General features: G+C 61.5%; 17 protein-coding genes and 1 pseudogene. 10 read left to right on the top strand and 8 right to left on the bottom strand.

The window, feature by feature from the left end; genetic code table 11:
* Nucleotides 1–80 precede the first annotated feature (80 nt).
* Nucleotides 81–1,547 carry an aminotransferase class V-fold PLP-dependent enzyme gene (locus Q0526_RS05195; protein WP_298731395.1) on the bottom strand — a complete coding sequence of 489 codons (1,467 nt, stop codon included), beginning with the start codon at nucleotides 1,545–1,547 and terminating at the stop codon, nucleotides 81–83.
* 554 nt (nucleotides 1,548–2,101) lie between these two features.
* Nucleotides 2,102–2,569, bottom strand: coding sequence for an Hsp20/alpha crystallin family protein (locus tag Q0526_RS05190; protein WP_298731396.1), 468 nt, complete (start codon nucleotides 2,567–2,569; stop codon nucleotides 2,102–2,104).
* A gap of 287 nt (nucleotides 2,570–2,856) precedes the next feature.
* Here Q0526_RS05190 and Q0526_RS05185 point away from each other — a divergent pair, with 287 nt between their 5' ends.
* Complete coding sequence (locus tag Q0526_RS05185) at nucleotides 2,857–3,600, top strand: 4Fe-4S binding protein (RefSeq protein ID WP_298731394.1); 744 nt, start codon at nucleotides 2,857–2,859, stop codon at nucleotides 3,598–3,600.
* A 73-nt stretch (nucleotides 3,601–3,673) separates the two neighbouring features.
* Here the strand turns inward: Q0526_RS05185 and larA are convergent, their stop codons facing one another.
* From larA to licT, 3 genes and pseudogenes are all read right to left on the bottom strand, one after another.
* A complete protein-coding gene (gene larA / locus Q0526_RS05180; RefSeq protein ID WP_298731393.1) occupies nucleotides 3,674–4,972 on the bottom strand; it encodes a nickel-dependent lactate racemase in 1,299 nt (432 codons plus the stop codon).
* A gap of 158 nt (nucleotides 4,973–5,130) precedes the next feature.
* Nucleotides 5,131–7,222 (bottom strand): annotated as a pseudogene (locus Q0526_RS05175) (glucose PTS transporter subunit IIA).
* Between the two features lie 149 nt (nucleotides 7,223–7,371).
* Nucleotides 7,372–8,238 (bottom strand): BglG family transcription antiterminator LicT, encoded by an 867-nt coding sequence (gene licT, locus Q0526_RS05170; protein ID WP_298731392.1) that lies wholly within the window; start codon nucleotides 8,236–8,238, stop codon nucleotides 7,372–7,374.
* 410 nt (nucleotides 8,239–8,648) lie between these two features.
* On the opposite strand from licT, the gene Q0526_RS05165 reads away from it, so the two are divergent.
* The gene (locus tag Q0526_RS05165) at nucleotides 8,649–10,985 is read left to right on the top strand and encodes a helix-turn-helix domain-containing protein (RefSeq protein WP_298731391.1); all 2,337 of its coding nucleotides are present in this window, start codon (nucleotides 8,649–8,651) and stop codon (nucleotides 10,983–10,985) included.
* 215 nt (nucleotides 10,986–11,200) lie between these two features.
* Here the strand turns inward: Q0526_RS05165 and Q0526_RS05160 are convergent, their stop codons facing one another.
* The gene (locus Q0526_RS05160; RefSeq protein ID WP_298731390.1) at nucleotides 11,201–11,365 is read right to left on the bottom strand and encodes a hypothetical protein; all 165 of its coding nucleotides are present in this window, start codon (nucleotides 11,363–11,365) and stop codon (nucleotides 11,201–11,203) included.
* A 179-nt stretch (nucleotides 11,366–11,544) separates the two neighbouring features.
* Here Q0526_RS05160 and Q0526_RS05155 point away from each other — a divergent pair, with 179 nt between their 5' ends.
* The 3 genes from Q0526_RS05155 to Q0526_RS05145 all read left to right on the top strand — a co-directional run bounded on the left by Q0526_RS05155 (nucleotide 11,545) and on the right by Q0526_RS05145 (nucleotide 15,523).
* Nucleotides 11,545–13,134: a hypothetical protein gene (locus tag Q0526_RS05155; RefSeq protein WP_298731389.1), complete on the top strand. Its 1,590-nt coding sequence runs from the start codon at nucleotides 11,545–11,547 to the stop codon at nucleotides 13,132–13,134.
* A gap of 130 nt (nucleotides 13,135–13,264) precedes the next feature.
* Nucleotides 13,265–14,392: an AI-2E family transporter gene (locus tag Q0526_RS05150; protein WP_298731388.1), complete on the top strand. Its 1,128-nt coding sequence runs from the start codon at nucleotides 13,265–13,267 to the stop codon at nucleotides 14,390–14,392.
* 96 nt (nucleotides 14,393–14,488) lie between these two features.
* Nucleotides 14,489–15,523, top strand: coding sequence for an alcohol dehydrogenase (locus Q0526_RS05145; RefSeq protein WP_298731387.1), 1,035 nt, complete (start codon nucleotides 14,489–14,491; stop codon nucleotides 15,521–15,523).
* Between the two features lie 61 nt (nucleotides 15,524–15,584).
* On the opposite strand, the gene Q0526_RS05140 is transcribed toward Q0526_RS05145, so the two are convergent.
* Nucleotides 15,585–15,998: an EamA family transporter gene (locus tag Q0526_RS05140; RefSeq protein WP_298731386.1), complete on the bottom strand. Its 414-nt coding sequence runs from the start codon at nucleotides 15,996–15,998 to the stop codon at nucleotides 15,585–15,587.
* A gap of 176 nt (nucleotides 15,999–16,174) precedes the next feature.
* On the opposite strand from Q0526_RS05140, the gene Q0526_RS05135 reads away from it, so the two are divergent.
* Together Q0526_RS05135 and Q0526_RS05130 are read left to right on the top strand one after the other, a co-directional pair.
* On the top strand, nucleotides 16,175–16,621 hold the full coding sequence (locus Q0526_RS05135) for a MarR family transcriptional regulator (RefSeq protein WP_298731385.1): 447 nt from the start codon (nucleotides 16,175–16,177) through the stop codon (nucleotides 16,619–16,621).
* Complete coding sequence (locus tag Q0526_RS05130) at nucleotides 16,611–17,984, top strand: MATE family efflux transporter (protein ID WP_298731384.1); 1,374 nt, start codon at nucleotides 16,611–16,613, stop codon at nucleotides 17,982–17,984. Before Q0526_RS05135 ends, Q0526_RS05130 begins: the two co-directional genes overlap by 11 nt.
* A gap of 67 nt (nucleotides 17,985–18,051) precedes the next feature.
* Here Q0526_RS05130 and Q0526_RS05125 read toward each other — a convergent pair whose 3' ends face one another.
* Nucleotides 18,052–18,900 (bottom strand): MurR/RpiR family transcriptional regulator, encoded by an 849-nt coding sequence (locus Q0526_RS05125; protein WP_298731383.1) that lies wholly within the window; start codon nucleotides 18,898–18,900, stop codon nucleotides 18,052–18,054.
* A 510-nt stretch (nucleotides 18,901–19,410) separates the two neighbouring features.
* On the opposite strand from Q0526_RS05125, the gene Q0526_RS05120 reads away from it, so the two are divergent.
* The 3 genes from Q0526_RS05120 to Q0526_RS05110 all read left to right on the top strand — a co-directional run bounded on the left by Q0526_RS05120 (nucleotide 19,411) and on the right by Q0526_RS05110 (nucleotide 22,790).
* Nucleotides 19,411–20,775: an extracellular solute-binding protein gene (locus Q0526_RS05120; RefSeq protein WP_298731382.1), complete on the top strand. Its 1,365-nt coding sequence runs from the start codon at nucleotides 19,411–19,413 to the stop codon at nucleotides 20,773–20,775.
* A 202-nt stretch (nucleotides 20,776–20,977) separates the two neighbouring features.
* The gene (locus Q0526_RS05115; RefSeq protein WP_298731381.1) at nucleotides 20,978–21,934 is read left to right on the top strand and encodes a sugar ABC transporter permease; all 957 of its coding nucleotides are present in this window, start codon (nucleotides 20,978–20,980) and stop codon (nucleotides 21,932–21,934) included.
* Nucleotides 21,935–21,950: 16 nt separating this feature from the next.
* Complete coding sequence (locus Q0526_RS05110; protein WP_298731380.1) at nucleotides 21,951–22,790, top strand: carbohydrate ABC transporter permease; 840 nt, start codon at nucleotides 21,951–21,953, stop codon at nucleotides 22,788–22,790.
* The last annotated feature ends 41 nt before the right edge of the window (nucleotides 22,791–22,831 follow it).

The raw sequence follows: 22,831 nt of genomic DNA, 5'->3' as shown, positions 1-22,831 counted from the left end.
GCCGGTCCACCCGGATGCTGTGCTTCACATCGGGGGTATGAAATTCCGAAAACCACATTTCCATAGAGGTTCCCTCCTTGTCAGGCCAAGACGTTGAGGCGCAAGATGTCGGGGTCTTCCGGTCCCGTCATGCTGCAGCCCTTGGACTTGGCGTACTCGATGTAATCCAGAATTTCGCCGGTGATGCGCTCGCCCGGCGCCAAGATGGGAATGCCCGGGGGATAGCACATGACGAATTCGCTGCAGACCCGGCCCTCGGTTTCCCGCAGGGGCAGGCTGACCTTGTCGGCGTAGAAGGCCTGCTGGGGGCTGGCCACTACCTCGGGGTCGATGTATTCCTGATTCAGCAGCCCGGTGCCGTCGGTGTGGTAGCGGCGCTTGATCTCGGCCAAGGCGCTGACCAGCCGCTCCAGTTCCTGCGGGCGGTCGCCCATAGACAGGTAGGCCAGAATGTTGCCGATGTCGCCGAATTCGATCTGGATATCGTACTCATCCCGCAGGATGTCATAGACCTCGATGCCCGCCAACCCGATGTCCCGGGTATGAATGCTGAGCTTGGTGGTGTCGAAGTCAAAGATGGAATCGCCGTTGCACAGTTCTTTGCCGAAGGCATAGTACCCGCCGATGGCGTTGATCTCTTCCCGGGCATACTCGGCCATATCGGCCACCTGATGGAAGACCTGCCGCCCCCGCAGCGCCAAGTTGCGCCGGGAAATATCCAGACTGGACATGAGCAGGTAGCTGCCCGAGGTAGTTTGGGTCAGGTTGATGATCTGCCGCACATAACCTGCATGGACGTTGGGCCCGCAGAGCAGCAGGCTGGACTGGGTCAGGCTGCCGCCGCTTTTGTGCATCGACACGGCGGCCATATCGGCGCCGGCGGCCATGGCCGACACCGGCAATCCGCCGCCAAAATAGAAGTGGGTGCCATGAGCCTCGTCGGCAAGGCAGAGCATGCCCGCGTCGTGGGCCATCCGCACGATGGCCCGCAGGTCGCTGCAGATGCCGTAGTAGGTGGGGTTATTGACCAGCACCGCCACCGCATTGGGGTGCTCGGCAATCGCCTTGGCCACCTGTTCCCGCCGCATACCCAGCGAGATGCCCAGCCGCTGGTCCACCTCGGGGTTGACGTAGACCGGCACGGCGCCGCAAAGCACCAAGGCGTTCAGCACGCTGCGGTGGACGTTGCGGGGCAGAATGATCTCGTCCCCCCGCTTGCAGGCGGTGAGCACCATGCTCTGCACCGAGCTGGTGGTGCCGCCCACCATCAAAAAGGCATGGGCCGCACCGAAAGCGTCGGCGGCCAGTTCCTCGGCTTCCCGAATGACCGACACCGGATGGCAGAGATTGTCCAGCGGCTTCATGCTGTTCACATCCACGCCCACACACTGCTGGCCCAAAAAGGCCGTCAGTTCGGGGTTGCCCCGCCCGCGCTTGTGGCCGGGTACGTCAAAGGGCACCACCCGCATGCGGCGGAAGTTTTCCAACGCCTCGTGGATCGGCGCGCGGCGCTGGTCCAGACGGGTGCGGTTGAAATTCCCGTTCATCTTTTCCTCCGTCCCGTGGTTCCTGTACAACCAAAAACGCAAGCCGCACCACCGGGTGCAGACTTGCGTTGCCTTCGACCTATTTCGCCGCAAAGCGCCCTACCCTTCGACATAACAAGGGCAAGGCGGCGACAATGTATATAGGCGTATCGTGTCCAGAGTCTATATAGCAATTCTACTTTTACTACTCTTATTGACCGTTTCACAAGTCTGCGTGCGGGGCACACAATTTCTGGTTATAAAGGAACCAACTTATAAAATTTGAGCTTTTAACTCAATCAATAAGGCAACCCAAGTTGCCGATCGGCAGTGGACCCGGCTGTCCGTATGGCCTTAGCCCCTGATGGGCGGTCCTAGGTAAATTGCTTTGAAAAACTCCTACACGATTCGTCTTTCAAAATCGTGGTTATCGTACCATATCGTCCGAAAAATGTCAATGATAATTTTTGTAAAGTGGAAAAAGCGGCCAACGCAGTCGGGACCAACCTCTGCTGGGAGAATCAACACACAAAAAGGGGACCGCCCCTTACGGGACGGTCCCCTCGCTTTGCAGCTTACAGGATCTCGATCTGGTTGGGCTGTCTGTCCGGCAGCTTCTTGGCCTCCGCCTTGGGCAGGCTCAACTCCAAGATACCATCCTTGAAGCTGGCCTTCACATCCTCGGGCTTGATCTCTTCGCCCACATAGAAGCTGCGGGCGCAGGAACCGGTGTACCGTTCCTGACGGATGTAGTGGCCTTCGCCATCCTTCTCGTCATGGTCGGCGCTGCGGTTCGCCGTAATGGTCAGGTAGCCGTTCTGCAGATCCAGCTTCACGTCTTCCTTCTTGAAGCCCGGCAGGTCCACGAAAACGTCATAGCCGGTTTCGGTTTCCCGCACATCGGTCTTCATCACATTCGCGCTCCGTTTGCCAAACATACGGCGGGGATCCGCCGCCTGCATCATACGGTCAAAGTCGCGATCCCAATCATTCTGGAACCAATCGTCCAGCAAAGCATCATGAAACATATAAGGCACCATCATCATAAGTCATTCCTCCAATTCTTGTCGGCTGCCGGTTCTTTTTTCGGCGTCGGACTTTTGATTTGGCCTTTCAGGGGTTCGGGGGTTTCGCTTTCGTTCGCCCCTGTTCCCTTGGAACGCCTTTATTATAGCACCGGAAAATTAGCACTGTCAAGCCTAGAGTGCTAATGTTTACATTTCATGCGATGTTTGTTCATAAAATATGCGATTTTGCTCCGGGGGCTGTACAAAACCCCGGGAGTTTTGTATGATACAGGTATCTTATCCAAAAAAGAAGGTAGCATGGTATGGTTTACAAACTGCTTTTCAGCCCCACCGGCGGCACCGCCGCCGTCGCCAACGCTTTGACCGACGGCCAGATCGTGGACCTGACCGACCGCAGCAGGGATTTTTCCGCCGTGGCCCTGACCGCCGAGGACGTGGCCGTGATCGCGGTACCGTCCTACGCGGGCCGGGTGCCCAAGACCGCCGCAGCGCGGCTGGCAGAGGTGCAGGGTGGCGGCGCCCGGGCGGTGCTGGTCTGTGTATACGGCAACCGCGCCTACGAGGATACACTGGTGGAACTGGCTGATCTGGCCGAGGCCGCCGGATTCCGGGCAGCGGCGGGGATAGCCGCACTGGCCGAGCATTCCATCGCCCGGACTTACGCCGCGGGGCGTCCCGATGCAGCGGACAAAGCCGAACTGCATACTTTTTGGGAAAAGATCGAGGCCAAGCTCCGCGCCGGGGACGACACCGCCCCCGCCCTGCCCGGCAACCGCCCCTACAAGCCGCTGGCGGTGCACAGCATGGTGCCCCACACAGCCAAACGGTGCATTGACTGCGGCCGCTGTGCCGCCGCCTGCCCCGTGGGGGCCATCGACGCCACCGACCCCCGCCGCACCGACGCCGACCTGTGCATCGGCTGTATGCGGTGCGTGGCCCTTTGCCCGGTGCAGGCCCGCCAGATCGACCCCGACGCGCTGGCGGCCCTGACCGCCCGGCTGGCGCCCCTTTGCGCCGGGCATAAGGAAAACGAGCTGTTCCTGTAACCTTTTACCTCCGGCAGAAGAAAAGCCCCCGGCCGCGCAAATGCGCGGCCGGGGGCTTTGTTCTGTTTGCGATTTACGCCTGCGGCAGCGGGAAGGTGCTGCCGCCGTGAGGCATGAGGGTGGTTTCCACCCCGTTCAGGCTGCCGCCGTTGCTCTGGGCGGCCAGCGCCAGCGCCTCGTCCAGCGTCTTGGCCACCTGTATCTTGGTGTGGGCAAACCGGTCGGCAGGCAGGTCGGTGACGAGGATCAGATGGTAGTTTTCTGCTGTCTCGGCAAAGAGGAAGCCCACAAACCCACCGATGGAGAAGTCGGCGCGAAGGGCTTTCTCCCGTGCTTCCATCGAGTCAAAGTTGCAGATCTGGGCCTCGCAGTCGGGGTCGCCGAAGCCCTCCCGGCACTGGGAGAGCAGGATCATCGTGCCGCCGGGAGCCACCGCCGCCAAGGCGTTGGAAAGGGTCTTGGAGGTCTGGTAGAGGTTGATGTCCTTGGGGTAGCCGCCAGCACTGGCGATGACCAGCGGAGTGCGGCGGGGAATGGGCACGCCGTCCAACTGTTCCACCACCTGTGCCGCCGCAGCATGGGCCTTTTGCCAGTCGCCGGCAAAGGCACCCACGATCTGGTAGTTGTCATCCACAATAACATTGAGCAGGTAGGCGGGCTTGGCAAAGGCCGCACATTCCACCAAATCGCTGTGGAAAGGGTTGCTGTCCGTCATGTTGCCGTTGCAGGCCTTGGGGTTGGAACCGCTGCCCAGACCGGGGTTAAGGGCGTTGTTGTGGTTGGTGTTGATGGTTTCCCGCCCGGCAATGCCCGGGACGATGGACTTGCGGCCGCCGCCGAAGCCCGCCAAGAAATGGTAGACCACGCCGCCGGTAAGGATGATCTTATCGCAGGCCATGGCATAGCTGTCCAGCCAGACCGGGGTGCCCCGGCTGGTGGTACCCATGTAGGTCAGGTGTTCCTTGTCATCGCAATCATGGTCGATGAACCGGATACGGCGGTAGAGATCCTCCCCCACCAGCGAGATATGCTCCTCCTCGGTCTGGGCCCGATGGGTGCCGGTGGCGCAGAGGATGAGGATGTCCTTGTCGGGGATGCCGGCCCGGTTGAGCCGTTCCACCAGAACGGGCAGATAGGTGCTGGGCTGCTGCCACCGGCGGGTGGTGTCCGAGATGAGGATGCAGACCGTTTCCCCCGGATGGACGGCCTCCTCGATGGGACCGGCCCCGATGGGATGGTCCAAGGCATACTCGATATGCTCCCGCACCGTCCGCTTGGGCAGATCCACCGCGTTGGCGTGGACTTCTGCCACCACCTGCGCGGGGTCCAATGCCACGGCAAATTCGGTTTCGCTGTACTTCATACTTTCCATATACATTCGCCCTCTCTTCTGGGGGAACGCGCCCCCAACGTATCCATCTATGATGGTAGCACTTTGCCCTGCAGAAATCAAGAAATGCCGCCCGCCGCAAAAAAGGGAGCGCCCGCTGACGCGGACGCTCCTTTTTTATCTGGTCGTTGCGGGCCGAATCACTCCACCCGCAGCAGGTCCTGACCGGGCTTGACTTCGCCTTCGGCCAGCGTCTTGACCGCCGCATACCGCTCGGTGTTGCAGACGATCATCGGGGTGGTGACTTTGTACCCCGCCGCCTTGATGGCGTCGACGTCGAAGCTGATGAGCAGGTCGCCCTTCTTGACCTTCTGGCCGTTCTTCACATGGGCGGTGAAATGCTGCCCGCTGAGCTTGACGGTGTCGATGCCGATGTGGAGCAGCAGCTCGGCGCCGCCCTCGGTCACCAGACCGATGGCATGGTGGGTATCGAAGAGGTTATCCACCGTAGCATCCGCCGGGGCATAGAGTTTGCCCTCAGTGGGTTCGACGGCCACGCCGTCCCCCAGCACGCCGGAAGCAAAGGCTTCATCCTCCACGTCGGCCATGGCCACCACGGTGCCCGCCAGATGGGCGCCGAAAGTCTCGGCGGGGACGGCTTCCTTGGGAGTTTCGGCCTTAGGGGCCGGGGCTGCCGGAGCTTCCACCGCTGCCGGAGCATCGGAAGCCGGGCTTTCCATATAGTCCACAAGGTTGGACTTGATGACCGCTACCTGCGGTCCATAGATGACCTGAATGCCGTTGCCCTTATGCACCACACCGGAGGCGCCGCTCTGGCGCAGCATGGCATCGTTGACCTTGTCGGCATCCACCACGGTCACCCGCAGACGGGTGGCGCAGCAGTCCACGTCGGAGAGGTTGGCCTTGCCGCCCAAACCTTGCAGGATCAGGGCCGAAACCGCATCGCTGCTCTTGGCACCGGCGGCGTCGGGGCCTACGCCGGTCTTTTCTTTAAAGTCGGCACGGGTGTAGAGCTTGGCTTCCTCGCCGTCTTCCTCCCGGCCGGGGGTCTTGAGGTTCATTTTGGTGATCATGAAGTAGAAGGTGAAGTAGTACAGCACGAAGTAGAAGACACCCACGATGACCACCCAGATCCAGTGGGTCTTGGCGTTGCCTTGCAGGATGCCGAAGAGGGTCAGGTCGATCAGACCGCCGGAGAAGGTCATGCCGACGCCCACGTTAAAGATGTGCATGAGCATGTATCACGGGGGCCACGAACAGGAAGGTAAATTCCAGCGGCTCGGTGATACCGGTGAGCATCGAGGTCAGCGCGGCAGAGAGGAGCAAACCGGCCACGACCTTGCGTTTTTCGGGACGGGCAGCGCGGTACATGGCAAGAGCAGCACCGGGCAGACCGAAGATCATGAGCGGGAACTTACCGGCCATAAACCGGGTGGCAGAAACCGAGAACTCGGTGGTTGCCTTGGAGGCCAGCTCGGCAAAGAAGATGTTCTGGGCGCCCTGTACGGTGACGCCGTCGATGACGGCGGTGCCGCCCACAGCCGTCTGCCAGAAGGGCATGTAGAATACATGGTGCAGGCCGAAGGGGATGAGGGCGCGCTCGATAAGGCCGTAGAGCCAGGTGCCGATGTAGCCGGAGCCCAGCACCAGATTGCCCAGCATACCGATGCCGGTCTGAACCACCGGCCAGACGTAGAACATGACGATGCCTACCACCAGATAGACGGCGGTACAGACGATGGGCACAAAGCGGGTGCCGCCGAAAAAGGAGAGCACCTGCGGCAGTTGGATCTTATAGAAGCGGTTGTGGAGCGCCGCCACGCCCAGACCTACGATGATGCCGCCGAACACGCCCATCTGCAGGGTGGTGATGCCCAGCATGGAGGTGGTGGTGTTGGCCGCCATGGCCTCCACGCCGCCGGCAGCGTTGATCATGGCGCTGATGGCGGTGTTCATGACCAAGTAGGCAATGGCGCCGGACAGGGCGGCGACTTCCTTTTCCTTTTTGGCCATACCGATGGCCACGCCCATGGCGAAGAGCAGCGCCAAGTTGTTAAAGACGGCGCTGCCGCACTGGTTCATGATGTCCAGCACGGTGTAGATCGGCGTGCCCGGATGGATCAGCCCGGTAAGGCCGTAGGCTTCCAGCATGGTTTCGTTGGTGAAGGAACTGCCGATGCCCAGCAGCAAGCCGGCTACCGGCAGCAGCGCGATGGGCAGCATAAAGGAGCGGCCCACCCGCTGCAAAACGCCAAAGATTTTGTCTTTCATACAGATTTTCCTCCTCATTCCGATAGGACAAAATTGGGATATATATAAAAACAGACCCATACGACCTCCCCGCACCGATGGCGGCGAAGTCATACAGGTCTAGCCTACACAGCAGCGGTGCAGTAACTATCCATAAATTGTGAGCAATGTTAGGGGGCAACCTCTTTCAGGTCCCCCGCCACCCGCTTGAGGTGGATGGTCAGATAAATCAATTCCTCCTGCGAAAGGGTCTGGTGCCAGGTGTTCTGGATGTATTCCGCCACACACTGGGCGCATTTGTAATGCCGCTGGCAGTTGCGGGCGATCAGCGCCCGGAATGCCACATCGCTCTCGTTGTCCGAGTCGGTCATCATCTTGCCTTGGAACAACCGCTGGGCAAAGTACCGCAGATGCACCACAAACCGGTGAAAGGTCAGGGATTCCCGGTCAAAGGCGCCCAAGTCCCGGTAGTAGTACTCCACCACCTGAATGACCCCCTCGATAAGGCGGGTGATGTCGTACATCTCGCTCATATTGGTGTTGAGCTCGGCGTTGACGATGTGCAGCGCAATAAAAGCCGCTTCGTCGGGGTTCAGCTCCACACCGAACCGCTCCTTGACCAGCGCCACACAGCGCTGCCCCAACTGGTATTCGGTGGGGTAGTAACACAAAATGCTGCCCGCCAAGGGGTTTTTGAACTCGACGCCCTGCGCTTTGCGCTGGATGGCAAAACTGATGTGGTCCGCCAAGGTGATGAGCAAGCTCTCGTTCAAGGGCTGGGGGATGGCCGCCTTGATCTCGGCGATCATCTCTTCCGTCAGGTCCAGATGTTCCAGCGGGATCTGCTCCACCAGTTCCCGCAGGCGCCGCTGACCGGACTTATCCTCCATGCGGTAGACCTTTTCCACCCCGGCAGGGTCCACGAACTGCGCCACCTTTCGGCCAAACCCCAACCCTCTGCCGGTGACGATCATCTCGTTGCCTTTTTCGTCGATCACGCAAAGAATGTTGTTGTTGATGACCTTTTTGATGCGCATTCCGTTGCCCCCTTTCCGCCGGGGCGGGCAAAAAAATAACCAGCCCCATCAAATCCCATTCCTGTATACAGAAGAAGATCTTAACGGAGTTGGTCTAGCCCGCTTTACCGGTAACAATCCAACAGAGCCCTTTTCGGCTGCTCGCTTATCTGTGAAAAGAATAGCACACTGCGGCGGGGAAGTCAACTCTTTTTGCCCATGGAACGTGTTTTCGGCAAATTGCTGTATTTTTGCCGGATGTATTTGGGCAATTCCGCCAACGAGCCATGGGGAAGCCGGGCTTCTTCCGCGTAGAATCGGCGTTTTTTCCACCAGTTCCACGCTGCGTGGAGACCGTCCACCTCCCGTTCCTTGCAAATCCACCCGCCGAGGTGTAGACTGAAAAGCAGCAAACAAAGGAGGAACCGACGATGGATGCCAAAAAGATCGGCGCGTTGATCGCTGCGTCGCGGCGGGCGCGGGGGCTGACCCAACAGCAGTTGGCCGCCGAGCTGGGGATGACCAACCGGGCCGTGAGCAAGTGGGAGACCGGCCAAGGGTTGCCGGACATTGCCCTGCTGCCCGCCTTAGCCGCTGCGCTGGGGATCACGGTGGATGAATTGCTGGCGGGGGAAACCGCCCCGCTGTCCCCCACCCCCGAAGAAGAGCCGATGGATGGCGCCGACGCCCCCGAAGAGGCCCTTTCCCCCGAGGAGACCGCGTCGGACATGGGTGAAGCTCTGGCGGATCTGCCCCGGATGCAGCCCACCCGGCAGGAATGGGCCGCCGCGGTGCTGAGCTGCCGCAAACTGCCCAGCCAGCGTCTGGTGCGGCTGCTGTTGGCCTTGGCGGGGACGGCAGCCCTGCTTGCGGGGACCTACGGCGCGTTCCACAACTTTTTTACCGACACCACCTCCCTGCAGCCCCTTGTGCTGCTGACTGCGGGGCTGGTCCTGTGGGCGGAATCCCTGCTGGGGCTGCGGCTCTCCGTTGGGCTTTGGAACAATTTGTGCCGCCGCCCGGCCTGTACCTTGTATAAAGACGTGGTCCTGCAAGAGGACGGCACCCAACTGCCGCTGGTGGAACTGGCGCTGGTCCGGCGGTACCGGGGCTGCACCGTACTGGTGTGGAACCGCCGCCCCCTGCCTCTGGCCTTGGTGGTGCCCGACGCCGCCTGTACCGACTCTGCCGACGCCTTGCAGCGCTATCTGCACCAGTTGGTTCCGGCGGTCTGCCGGTTTGGCACCGCCCGCACCCCGCGGATGCACCGGCCAGTCAAGGTGGCCGGGTTGGCCGTGGTGGGCCTTGCCCTTTTTGCCTTTGCCTTGGCCCCGGCGCTGGGTTTAGCGGGGACGATTTCCCCTACCGGCACCGTGCTGATGCTCCGCCGGGACCCTGAGACCGGCATCGTCACTGACGTACACAGCGGCCACACCTTCCCCTACCCGGTGGTAGGGCGGATGAAAAAGCAGTGGATGACCGGTGACTGCTGTGCCGTCACCTACCAGACCACCGATGGCTCCACCCATGTCTATCTGGCCACCTACGGGGACCGGGGCAGCGGGTACAGCTACTATTATGTAGAGCCTCTGCTTACCGGCACATGGCGGCAGTATGAGAACGCCCTTTCCCCCGGGGTGACGCTGCGCAAGGATTCCGGTTCAGCGGACATTCACATTTTGTCGGATTTCTCCGGGTCGGATTACAGCCAAGTGTACCGTCAGACCGTCCAGTTCGGCACGCTGGGAGTGGCCCTGTGCGATGAGGAAGGTCTGCCCCACTGGACGGTGGTGCTGGGCCGGGACTACGACGCCGAGGAAGGGATAGACCCTTCCGGTTCGCTGATCGTCTGCCCGGTGTCGATGGAACCCACCGAGGCCGTGACGCTGCACTATTACAGCGAGGAGGAACAGGAGCGGGATTTCCGCGAGGCGATGGGTCTGCCCAGCGTGGAGGAAGAAGAAAAGCTGCAAGCGCTGGAAACCACGCCGCCCACCTTCTCGGACGAACAGGACTACACCGTGCGGGAGGACGGGGTGTACTTTACTTGGGACGGCGGCGCCACGTACAGCAAGGCGATGGGCGGCGGCGAAGGGGTGGAGACCGCCGCCGACATGAACTCCTGCACGATGACCGATACGATGGCCGCCTTTTTGACGGTGAGCGAGTTGAAAAACGGCCAGAGCGTCACGCTGCATCTGACCCATGACAAGGGCCAGAATTGGCAGACCATCCCTCTGGCGGACTTCACCGACGTGCACCCCATCAGTTATATGGAGATGCACTTCCTCGACGATTCTTTCGGGTGGTTTGTCGCCAGTACCGGCTGGTCGATGGGTACCGGCATGATGGCCGAGTTCTACACCACCCACGACGACGGCCTTACCTGGGAGGACCAACTGCTGCCCGGCAAGGTGGGCAACACCGACGGATTTACCGGCATGGTGTTCTGCAGCGAAAATGCCGGGGCCGCCACCACCCACTCCCCCAACGAATCGGACTGGCCGCGGCTTTTCCTGACGCCGGACGGCGGCCGTTCTTGGCAGGAGCCCATCCTGCCGTGGGATGACCTGAGCGACGACGAGCTGTCTTCCCTCATCGGGCAGGGGGTGTACGCCCCGGGCCGGGTCACCGGCATCACCGACTTGGGGGATGACCATTGGGAGGTAACGCTGGCCCAGAGCGCCAACGAACAGCAGGAGATCGTGCTGGCCGCCGATTCTTTCGACGGGCCGTGGCTCCTGAAAGAAGTGCGTTCTGTCTCCTGACAGACCGGTGGGACGGCGGTGCTTGGCACCGCCGTCTCTTGTTTTCCCCGCCTGTCGGGTGTAGGATAAAAGAAAAAGGGAGGAATCGTCATGCAGGAAGTGCATCCCCAGCCGGAGAACCGCCCCCACGCCCGGTATCCAACCGACGCGCCGGAACCCGCCTCGGTTCCCGGGGCCGCACCCGCCGAGATCTGGGCCCGGCTGCCACCGGGGGCTTACACCCGGCGCTGGGTCTTTTTCCGGCAGGCGCTGCGAAGCGCTCTGCTGGGCATCTGTGCCCTGCCGGGGCGGCGGGCCGCCCGCCGTCTGCTGTGGGCGGCAGGGTTTTCCCTGCTGCTGGGTGGTCTGGCCGGGGCAATGGGGATGCTTCTGACCGGCACCGACACCGCCCTGCTGCCCGCCTGTCTGGGAAGTTTTGTGGGGTATCTGCTGGTTCTGGCCGGGCTGACAGGCACCCGGTCGGCTTGGCGGATCCGGCGGCAGCTCCGTCGCTTTGGCGGGGCGGTGCTGACCCCCCCATCTGCATTGGAAGGATTCCTACGGCGTCCGGGACCTGCCCTTGGCCGACTTGGCGTTGGTGCAGCGCTTTCCGGGTTGGACCGTGCTGGTCTGGAAAAAGGACAAGCTGCAAGCCCTCCCCCTACCCGACGCCGCCTGCCCCATGGGCGGCGAGGCGCTCTTCTACCGGCTGCGGCAGGCCGCGCCCCGGGCCGTCTGCCGCCTGAGCCATCGGCGGCTGCGCCCCCGGTGGGGCTTCGTCTTCTGCTTGCTGGCGGCCGCCGGTCTGCTTTTCCTGAACAGCCAGTTTTTGGGGATGGTGGGGCAGGGTTTCCAGCTAATCCAAATTCCCGATTCAGCCAGCGGGGCCCACATTGCGCTGGCCTACAACCGTCACACCGGCCAATTCTCCCTGCCCGGGCAAGCCCCCTTCCCCTACCCCGCCGTGGGGGACCTGAAACTCCAGTGGCAGTCCGACGCCTGCTGCGCCGTGACCTACCAGACCACCGACGGCAACATCCGGGTGGAACTGCTGGACGGCACCGACGGGCAGCCCCCCCGGCTGGACCCCGACCCGCCCACCGGCCGGTGGCAGCAGTATCTGGAGCTGTCCGACGCGGGCATCACGCTGCGCTGGGACGAGGAAGGCCAGTGTTACCACCTGTTCACCCAAGACGGGGAATCGGTCTATCACCAGTGGCAGCAGTTTGACGGGCTGGGGCTGGCCCTCTGTGACGACCGGGGCCTGCCCCAGTGGACCCTGACCCCCGATACTCGGCCCCTCCCCAACACTGACAGTGACGGCCCGGTGCTGCTGCTCTGCCCCGTGACGCTGGACAAAAACGGGCTGTGCATTCCCCTGTATGCCTGCACCGCCCCCGCCGCCCCGGAGACAGACACCGCCCCGCCCGTCTTCACCGATACCATCGACGTCTGCGTGAACGAGAACGGCGTCTTTTTCACATGGGACGACGGCATCAGCGTCCAGCAGGCGCTGACCGCCGCCCAGTGCCAGTACTACGGCATCGAGAGCGAAGCGGACTTGGAACCGCTGGTGCTGCGCTGGGATGTAGCGGCCTTCCTGACCCGGGCGGATGGGCAGGTATGGGCCTACACCACCACCGACCAAGGCCAGACTTGGCAGGCCGCCTCGCTGACCGAGGGCGCCAGCCAAGCCGAAGTGACCGACCTCTGCTTGAGCTTTACCGGCCGGGGGCTAGGCTTTGCCGCGGTGAGCACGCAGGACCGGGAAAGCGGTGAAATTCAGGTCGGCATCTACACCTCGGCGGATGGGGGCGTCAGTTGGTCCGCCGTGAACACCCCCGCGCCCCAGAACGACAGCCTGCGCCCCCTGAACGGCCTGATTTTTTACGACGGCGCCGCCGGCCTTGCCTCGATGGAAAGCGGCAGCGGCAGCCCTTGGCCCCACGTCTTTGCCACCGAGGACTGCGGCCAGACTTGGGAGGAGGTGGCGATGCCCTTTGCGGACAGCGGCCAGACGTCGGCCACCCGCTTGGTGGAATTTTTCTTTGACGAATACGACTGGGTCGCCATCTTTACGCAGGAACCCGCAGCCCCGCGGGAGATCACCTTCAAGGGCAGCATGCCCAGCGGACCATGGACCTACGCCGCCACCCACGCCAGCAACTGAGCCTTGTGCTTTGCAGCCCCGCTTTACGGCGGGGCTGCTTTTCTACACTTCTCTCGGATTGTCCCTTGCGCCGAACCCCATCATAGAGTATAGTAGTGGTATACCCTGCTGTTACAGAAAGGAACCTTTCATGCAAAACAAAAAACCTTGGCTGTATCTGGCCGCTGTGGCGGTGGTTCTGCTGGCACTGAAATACAGCGATGCTCAGCTGGGCGGCATCCGGCTGCTCTTTTCGCTGCTGGTGCCGCTGCTGCTGGGCTGCGGCGTAGCCTATGTGCTGAATATTCTGGTGGCAAAGCTGGAAAGCCTGCCGCCGCTGCGCGATCCCCAGTCCAAACTGTACCCCGTCCGCCGGGCGTTGAGCATCACCGGTGCGCTGGTGGGCATTCTGCTGGTCATCACCCTGCTCTTCGGCATCATCATTCCCCAGTTGGTGGATGCCTTCCGGGTCATGCTCATCAATGTGCCCCCTGCCGTCAACGAGTTCCTCGCTTGGTTGGATTCGCTGGACGTCACCCTGCCCCAGTTGGAAGCTTGGCTGCGCTCCCTCAACTTGAATTGGCCGGACCTGCTGCAAAAGGCCACCACCTATCTCACCTCCGGGGTGGGCAATATGTTCACGTCGGCTTTCGGGCTGCTCAGCAGTTTGGGCGGCATCGTCATGCAGGTGGTCATTGCGGTGATCTTCGCCCTCTATCTGCTGGCGGGTAAGGAGCGGCTGGGCCGCCAGTTCCACGCCGTGGCCGAAACCTACCTGCCGCCCCGCGTGTGCCGCACGCTGTGGTACGTGCTGGCCACCGCCCACGACACCTTTACCAAATTCTTTGTGGGGCAGTTCACCGAGGCCATCGTCATCGGGGTGCTCTGCACGCTGGGCATGTGGCTCTTCCGGCTGCCCTACGCCACCATGATCGGCACGCTGGTGGGGGCTACCGCCCTGCTGCCCGTGGTGGGCGCTTACTTGGGCGCTGCGGTGGGCGCTTTCATGATTTTGACCGTCAACCCGCTGCAAGCCTTGGGCTTCTTGGTGTTTATCGCCATCCTGCAGCAGTTGGAAGGCAACCTGATCTACCCCCGTGTGGTGGGCACCTCCATCGGCCTGCCCGGCATTTGGGTGCTGACCGCCGTCACGGTGGGCGGCGGCATCGGCGGCATTGCCGGCATGCTGCTGGCCGTGCCGGTGACCGCCACCCTCTACCGGCTGCTGCGGGCCGATGTGCACCGCCGCCGGCAAGACCACGAAGTGACCTCTGTATGACCCAAATCCCCCTGCTGCGGCAGGGGGATTTTTTTGCGGGGCCTCTGGCTTTTGCCGCGGCCCTGTGGTAGGATACTGAAAAAGGAGGCATCTGGCATGCTGGCATATACCTATGTAGCGCAGGGCACCTTTGCCTTGCAGGACAAACCCAAACCCGTTTTGCAGAACGACCGGGACGCCATCGTCAAGGTGACGCTGGGCAGCATCTGCACCAGTGATCTGCACATCAAACACGGCTCGGTGCCCCGGGCGGTGCCGGGCATCACGGTGGGCCACGAGATGGTGGGCATCGTGGAGCAGGTGGGCGCAGCGGTGACTGCGGTCCGCCCCGGCGACCGGGTGGCCGTGAACGTGGAGACCTTCTGCGGCGACTGCTTTTTCTGCCGCCACGGCTGGGTGAACAACTGCACCGACCCCGAGGGCGGCTGGGCGCTGGGCTGCCGCATCGACGGCGGTCAGGCCGAGTATGTGCGGGTGCCCTACGCCGACCAAGGGCTGACCCCCATTCCCTCTTCCGTCACCGACGAGCAGGCCCTTCTGGTGGGGGACGTACTGGCCACCGGCTACTGGGCGGCGCAAATCAGCGAGATCACCCCCGAGGACACCGTCCTGATTTTGGGGGCCGGCCCTACCGGGCTGTGTACCCTGCAATGCGTGCTGCTCTATGGTCCCAAACGGGTCATCGTCTGTGACAAAGACCCCGCCCGCCGCGCCTTTGTGGAGGCTCACCATCCCGGGGTGCTCACCGCCCCGCCCGAGGACCTGCCCGCCTTTGTGGCCGCCCACAGCGACCACGGCGGTGCCGACGCCGTGCTGGAAGTGGCAGGCAGCGACGAGACGTTCCGGCTGGCCTGGCAGTGCGCCCGGCCCAATGCCATCGTGACGGTGGTGGCCCTTTACGACACACCCCAGATCTTGCCCCTGCCCGACATGTACGGCAAGAATTTGACCTTCAAGACCGGCGGCGTGGATGGCTGCCATTGCCGGGAAACGCTGGACCTGATCGCCGCGTGCAAGCTGGACACCACCCCGCTGATCACCCATACCTACGACCTGAAGGACATTGCGGCGGCCTACGACCTATTTGAAAACCGTCGGGACGGCGTCATCAAAGTCGCCATCCGGTGCTGAACCCCTTTGCCCACAACCAAAAACGGGAACACCCCCACAGGGCGTTCCCGTTTTTTCTGTGTTACAGTACCATCAGCAGGGTGCCCGCACCAAGAAGCAGGCATCCCAAGGCCGACTTGGGGGTGACCTGCTCATGGAGGAGCAGCGCCGCCAGCACCAACGTGATGACCACGCTGAGTTTATCGATGGGTACCACCTTGCTGGCGGGGCCGAGCTGCAGAGCCCGGTAGTAGCACAGCCACGACGCCCCGGTGGCCAGCCCCGACAGAATCAGGAACAGCCAACTGCGGCGGCTGATCTGCCCCAGCCCCCCTTGGGCACCGGTAAGAAACACCATGCCCCAAGCCATGGCCAGCACCACGGTGGTGCGCACCGCCGTGGCCAGATTGGAGTCGACCCCTTCGATACCGATTTTAGCCAAAATCGAGGTCAGGGCCGCAAACACCGACGACCCCACCGCAAAGACAAGCCACATGGGAAAACGCTTCCCTTCCACAAAAGTACAACCCTTCCGGCTGCCGGTTCCATTATACCACGACAGGCAGCCCACAACCAGCACCCCAGACCCAAAACTGTTTGCGCGTGCAAATTTCTGCTTGCGTGCGCAAACAGTTGGGTGTATACTGCTAGACAGAGAAAGGAGCTTTTTTCATGGACGATTTTATCAAATGGGTTTCCATTACAGCGCGGCAAACGGCGCTGCATATGGACCGGGAGTTGGCGCCTTACGGCCTGAACGCCAGCCAATACATGTATGTGGTGGAGGTCTGCACCCATCCCGGGCTGACACAGGACCGGTTTTTCCAGATTTTTTACGTCAATCCCAGCAATGTAACGCGGGCCCTTGTAGCGCTGGAAAAGCAGGGCTTGCTGGAGCGCCGCAGCAACAGCAAAAACCGGCGGACGTTCTGCATCTATCCCACCCAGAAAGCGCTGGACATCTTCCCGAAAATCACCCGGCTGCGCCGCCTTTGGCAGGAGCGCATGCTGGCTGACCTAGCGCCGGATACCCGGGCGGAGGTAGAACAGGCACTGCGCACCGCCGCCCTGCGCGCGGTGGAATCGAACCGAGAGGAGGACCCCGACCATGCCGAATAAAGACCCGCTGGGCGTCAAACCGCTGCCCCAACTGCTGGCATCCTTTGCCGTACCCAGCATTCTGGCCATGCTGGTCAGCTCGCTGTACAATATCGTAGACCAGATCTTTATCGGACAGGGCGTGGGGTATCTGGGCAACGCCGCCACCAACGTAGCTTACCCGCTGACCACCATCTGCATGTCCATTGCGCTGCTCATCGGCATTGGCAGCGCCGCAGGCTTCAACCTGAATCTGGGGGCCGGCAAGGCCGATTTGGCCCGCCGGGTGGTGGCCGCTGCCGTAACCATGATGGTGGTGCTGGGCCTTCTCTATATGGTTCTGGTAGAGCTGTTTTTGCCCCAACTGCTGCGGCTTTTCGGCGCCACCGACAGCGTAATGCCCTACGCCTTGCAGTACACCCGCATCACCGCCGTGGGCATGCCGCTGCTGATCTTGACCAACGCCATCAGCAATCTGGCCCGGGCGGACGGCAGTCCCCGGTATTCCATGGCCTGCATGCTGCTGGGCGCTATCCTCAACACCATCCTTGACCCCGTCTTTATCTTTGTCTGCCACTGGGGCGTGGCCGGCGCCGCTTGGGCCACCGTCATCGGGCAGGCTGCCTCCGCCGCTATGGCGGTGGCCTATCTGCCCCGCTTCCACAACATCCACCTGCAGCGCAGCGATTTCCGGCCCCAGCCTGCCCTGTGGCGCCGCATCGCCTCGCTGGGGTTGAGCAACAGCATGAACCAACTGGCCATTACCTTTGTGCAGATCGTTCTGAACAACTCGCTGACCTACTACGGCGCCCAAACCATCTACGGCAGCGAGATTCCGCTGGCCACCAGCGGCATCGTTATCAAGATCAACGCCATCCTGCTGGCCATCATCGTGGGTATCTCCCAAGGGACCCAGCCCATCATCAGCTTCAACTACGGCGCCGGCAAGTATGACCGGGTCCGGGGCATCTATCTGCTGGCTGTCAAGCTGGCGCTGGCCATCTCTGCCGTGGGGTTTGCGGCGTTCCAGCTTTTTCCCAAACAGATCGTGTCCCTGTTCGGCACCGGCGACCACCTCTATTTTGAATTTGCCGTCAAATTCATGCGCACCTACCTATTCATGGTGGTGGTCAACTGCGTGCAGCTCCTCTCCTCCAACTTCTTTGCGGCCATCGGCAAACCCATCCGGGGTCTGCTGCTAGCCCTGACCCGGCAGGTCTTTTTCTTGGTGCCGCTGCTGCTGATCCTGCCCCTCTTCTGGGGGTTGGACGGGCTGCTTTTCGCCACGCCGGTGGCGGATTTCATCGCCTTTGTGACCTCGGCGCTGACGATGCGGGCCGAGCTGCGCCGGCTGCGCACCACCCCCACACCCCAAACGGCCTGAACCAAAGCCAAACGGGCGTGCCCCCAATAGGAGCACGCCCGTTTTTTGTTTTGGTACGGTACCGGTATCACAGCAGTTTGGGAGCCAGCGCCTTGCTGGTGCGTTCCCGAGCAATGGCGGCCAGTTCCTGATTGTCCAGCGTGTAGCGCAGCACCAACACTTCGGCCACAAAAAGCACCGCGATCTTGGCGGCGATGCTGCCGCTGTCCAGCGGACTTTCCTTGGCACCGCAGAGCAGCACCACGTCGGCCAGCGCCGTGCCGGGAGCGTCGGCGTAGTGGGTCAGCAGGATGACCTTGGCCCCGTTGCCCTTGACGATGCGCAGCGTTTCCATCATATCCCGGGTGGAACCGGAGTAGGAGATGAAGAGCACCACATCCTCGGGCACCATCAGGCTGGCGGCCAAGGTCTGCATATGGCTGTCACCGGCGGTGCGGAATTTGGTGGACACAATGGCAAACCGGGCCCAGATATCGTTGGCCAAGATCTGGCTGCCCCCCTGCCCGAAGCAGAACACCTGCCGGGCCCGCTGCAGCAGGGTGGCGGCGGCGTCGATGGCGTCGGGGTCCAGCACCGAGCGGGTGCCGTTGATGGCTTCCAGCGCCACGGCACTGGCATGGGTACACAGGGTAGCGGTGTCGGTGCCGGGTTCCAGCTTGTTGGCCCCCGCCGCGGTGGGCAGAGCGTTGGCCTGAGCCAAAGAGATCTTCATTTCATTATAGCCGTCAAACCCCAGCGAGCGGCAGAACCGGAAGATGGTGGCTTCGGCCACGCCGCAGGCTGCCGCCAGCGACGAGATGGACAGATACTGGGCTTCCTCGGCGTGTTGGGTCAGATAATCGGCCACACGCCGCCCCGAACGGGTCAATTCACTATACTGTGAACGCAGCAGTTCCCAGAAATTGCAGGAATTCATGGGGGGCACTCCTTTTTTCTCAAACGCCGGTGTTGCCCGGCGCAAAAATAAAACTTTTTTTCTAACACTAGTATAAAAGAAAAAACAAGGCTTGACAAGTGTGGATTTTTCCTACATTTGGCGGGTGAACTTTGTACAGAATGTACAGAAAATCGAAAAAAACCTCACTTTGCTGTTTTCTTTCTTGGGGTGGGCAGCCACCGTCCGCTTTCGGTGTGCCCCGGCTTAGACGCCGGGAAAGCCCCGGCAAAATGCAAATCCTTTTCACTTTTTTTGACACGCAAAAAACTTTTTCGCAAGCTCTCCTTATACAGTTCTTGCTTTCTTTGTCAATTTATTGCTGCAACATCGTGGAAAACTCGTTGTTTTTGTGCATTACCACCAGAAACTCGGCAAAACATTGGTGAAAATACATCTGGACAAATGGAAAATATTTTTCTAAAATGGAAATTATCAAGCGGGACGGAGCGTATCCGCCCCCACCACCCGTCAAACACAAAGGAGAAAAACATGAAAAAGCAGTTGTCTTTGCTTCTGGCCGCGGGCATGACCGCCGGCCTGCTGGCAGGCTGCGGCGGCGCTTCCAGCTCCACCGCGTCGGAATCCGCCGAGAGCACCTCTTCGGCTGCTGCCACCGGTGAAACCTCCGGGGACAGCCTCTCCGCCGACATCACGATGTGGACCTATCCCATCGGCCAGTTCGGCGACGCCGAGACGGTGAACAACATGATCGCCAAGTTCCAAGAGACCCACCCCGGCATCAACGTCACGGTGGAATATCTGGACTACACCAACGGTGACGATCAGGTTACCGCCGCCATCGAGGCCGGCACCACCCCCGACATCGTCATGGAAGGTCCCGAGCGTCTGGTTTCCAACTGGGGCGCCAAGGGCAAGATGCTGGACCTGAGCGACCTGTGGACTGAGGACGCCGTGGCGGACATCTCGGCCGTGAGTCAGGCCGTGGTCAACGCCTGCAAGGGCGCCGACGGCAGCTACTATGAATACCCCCTGTGCATGACCACCCACACCATGGCCATCAACAAAGAGATGTTTGAAGAGGCCGGTGCGCTGCAGTACATCAACGAAGACGGCACTTGGACCACCGAGAACTTCGAGAAGGCCCTGCAGGCTTTGAAGGACAACGGCGTGGACACCACCGCCATCGTTTACTGCGGCGGTCAGGGCGGCGACCAGGGCACCCGCGCGCTGGTCAACAACCTGTACAGCGGCCAGTTCACCAACGCTGACCACACCGCTTACACCACCGACAGCGACGCCAACAAGAAGGCTTTGCAGCAGCTGGTGGATTGGGCCAACGAGGGCCTGATCAGCTACGACGCCGCTGCCCAGGCTTCTGACGAGCTGCAGCTCTTCGCCAACGGCACCGTGGCCATGACGCTGTGCTGGAACGCCTCCAATCAGGCGCAGTACGCTTCCTCCGTCACCTTCACCCCGATGGCGGTTGCCTTCCCCTCTGACGACGGCGTGCCTGAGCTGTGCGGCGGCATCTGGGGCTTCGGCATCTTTGACAACGGCGACGACAACAAGGCCGCTGCCGCCAAAGAGTTCATCAAGTTCCTCTGCGACGATCCCGAGCAGGGTCCCGAGAGCGTCCGTCTGACCGGCTTCTTCCCCGTCCGTGCCTCTTTCGGTGATGTTTACACCGGCACCGAGGACGCCGACCGTATGGCGCAGTTCTCCAGCTTCATGCAGTATCTGGGCGACTACTACCCCGTCACCGCCGGCTGGGCCGAGCAGCGCACCGCTTGGTGGAACATGCTGCAGCAGATCTTCACCGGCACCAGTGTGGATGACGCCGTAGCCACCTACACCACCACCAGCAACGACGCGCTGGCTGCTGCCGCCGCGTAAGTTCAGCCCCCCACCACTGCCACCGGCGCGGCACGCGGCCGCCCGGTGATCGGCTGAACGGCTTTTTCAGAAAGGAGTGAGCGCCCCCGTTCCCTCAAAACGATGGAGCGGGGGCCTCCTTTTGGCAAAAACACCCCTTCCCGCAGCAAACCGGGTCCCGCGGCCCGCTTCGCTGCCCCTGTATCGGAAAGGAGGGCCTTCTATGGCCTCGAAAACCAAGGCGAAGCCCGCTGCCGGCGGCGAGGTGCTGACCTACAACAAGGGCACCTTCCGCAACTCGGCATTGGTGCGCCAGCAGACTCTGGCCGCCTACCTCTTCTTGCTGCCCGCCCTGTTCTTCTTTGTTCTTTTTGTCGTGGTGCCCATGGTCATGTGTCTGGTCACCAGCTTCTTCGACTACCGCATGGGCAAGCCCCTGACCTTTGTGGGATTTGCCCAGTACATCAAGATGTTCCAGGACCCCACCTTCCTGAAGGCCCTGAAAAACACCTTCATTCTGGTCATCGTGGCGGTGCCCAGCGTCACCGCCTTCTCGCTGTGGGTCAGCTCGGTGGTCTACAAGTTCAGCGCCTTCAAGCGCAGCTTCTTCCGCTGCATCTTCTACCTGCCGGTGGTCACCGGCACCGTGGCGGTAGCCGTGGTTTGGAAGTGGATGTTCAACAAGTACACCGGCCTGATCAACTATGTGCTCAGCGCCACCGGCGTCATCGACCAGAACATCAGTTGGTTGGGTGACGAACGGTTCGCACTGGCCTGCATCATCCTGATCCTCTTCACCACCTCCATCGGCCAGCCCATCGTCTTGTACATTGCCGCGCTGGGCAACGTGGACCCCTCCCTCATCGATGCCGCCGAGGTGGACGGCGCCAACAACTTCCAAGTGTTCTGGCACATCAAGTGGCCCCAGATCATGCCCACCACGCTGTACATTTTGGTCATCACCACCATCAACACCTTCCAGTGCTACGCGCTGATCCAGTTGTTGACCAGCGGCGGTCCCAACCACGCCACCGATACCATCATGTACTACATCTACTATCAGGCCTTCAAGCTCAACGATTACGGCTACGGTGACGCCATGGGCGTGATTTTGGCCTTGATCATCGCGGTGCTGTCGGCCATCCAGTTCAAGGTAGCCGGTTCCGGCTCCGGCGATTGAGGAGGTGCGCAACTTTATGGAAACTACCGTACAAAGCAAAAAGCTCACCCCCGGCAAGGTGATCGTGGACATTATTCTGGCATTGCTGGCCCTCTTCTTCATGTTCCCGCTGTACTGGATCGTCACCGGTTCTTTCAAGGACCGGGTAGCGGTCAACGCCAACCCGCCGGTCTGGTTCCCCACCGCTCCCACGCTGGACAACTACCAGCGCCTGTTTGACAACCCCGCCCTGCTGTGGCTGGGCAACACCGTGCTGATGGCCGTGGCGGCCATGGCCCTGACCTGCATCACCGCCGCCATGGCGGGCTACGTGCTGGCCAAAAAGCGGTTCCCCGGCCGGGCGCTGATCTTCAGCATCATGATCTGCGCCATGGCACTGCCCAAGCAGGTCATTCTGATCCCCCTGCTCAAAGAGATGAGCTTCTTGGGCCTGCACGACAGCCTGTGGGCCGTCATTCTGCCCACCGTAGGCTGGCCCTTCGGCATCTTCCTGATGAAGCAGTTCAGCGAGACCATCCCCGGTGAGATGATCGAGGCCGCCCGTATCGACGGCGCCGGCGAGATCCGCACCTTCGTCAGCGTGGTGCTGCCCATGGTCACCCCCGGCATCGGTGCGCTGGCCATCTTCACCTTCATCAACAGCTGGAACGACTACTTCCTGCAGTTGATCATGCTGAACTCTACCAAGAGCCTGACCATCTCGCTGGGCATTGCCAAGATCCAGGCAGAAATGTCCAACGACTACGGCCTGATCATGGCGGGCGCCGCGCTGGCCGCCATCCCCATCATTGCCGTGTTCCTGGCATTCCAGAAATACTTCACTCAGGGCATTGCGATGGGCGCCGTCAAGGGCTAAGTTCTCATTTCACCGTATGTTATTTTGGAAAGGAGCAAACT

The sequence above is a fragment of the uncultured Subdoligranulum sp. genome, from assembly GCF_937890665.1.
The sequence above is the reverse complement of the archived record's forward strand: the minus strand, read 5'-3'. Positions and strand labels throughout refer to the sequence as shown.